The sequence below is a fragment of the Rothia mucilaginosa genome, from assembly GCF_964211445.1.
GTDB classification, from domain to species: domain Bacteria; phylum Actinomycetota; class Actinomycetes; order Actinomycetales; family Micrococcaceae; genus Rothia; species Rothia mucilaginosa_E.
The window spans coordinates 1-338 of sequence record NZ_CAXOQT010000082.1 but is presented as its reverse complement, the minus strand read 5'-3'; the positions used below and the strand labels follow the sequence as shown (position 1 = coordinate 338).

The 338-nt window shown below is 66.0% G+C and carries 1 protein-coding gene; it reads right to left on the bottom strand.

What is annotated here, in order from left to right:
• Positions 1-223: hypothetical protein (locus tag AB8E48_RS09030; RefSeq protein ID WP_368886491.1), on the bottom strand; the 223-nt coding region annotated here is incomplete at its 3' end.
• Positions 224-338 lie beyond the last annotated feature (115 nt).

Below are 338 nucleotides of genomic sequence, written 5' to 3'. Positions count from 1 at the left end.
CGTTGCTGTTCTCGCCGGTGCCGGTGTCCTGACGGGGTGCGTCCCGGTCTGCGCCGCGTACTACACCCGGTGCCGCGTAGGCGGCGGTACCGAACGGCAGGGCGGTCAGCCCGAGGGTGAGCCCCAGGGTGAGTGCGCCGCAGCTGCGTGCCAGCTGCTTGAGGCGTCCCGGCTGTGTGTGCCGGGTTGCTCGCGCGGGGGTAGCTTCAGGGAAGGTTGCCACTGAATGCTCCTTATTTAGTGATGGTGTGTTCCTTAGTGGTTTCTGCACCTGTGGCGTTGCGCTGAGAGTGCTACAGCGCGTCTGCGCGGCGTGAACGTCAAGGTTCATGCCGACG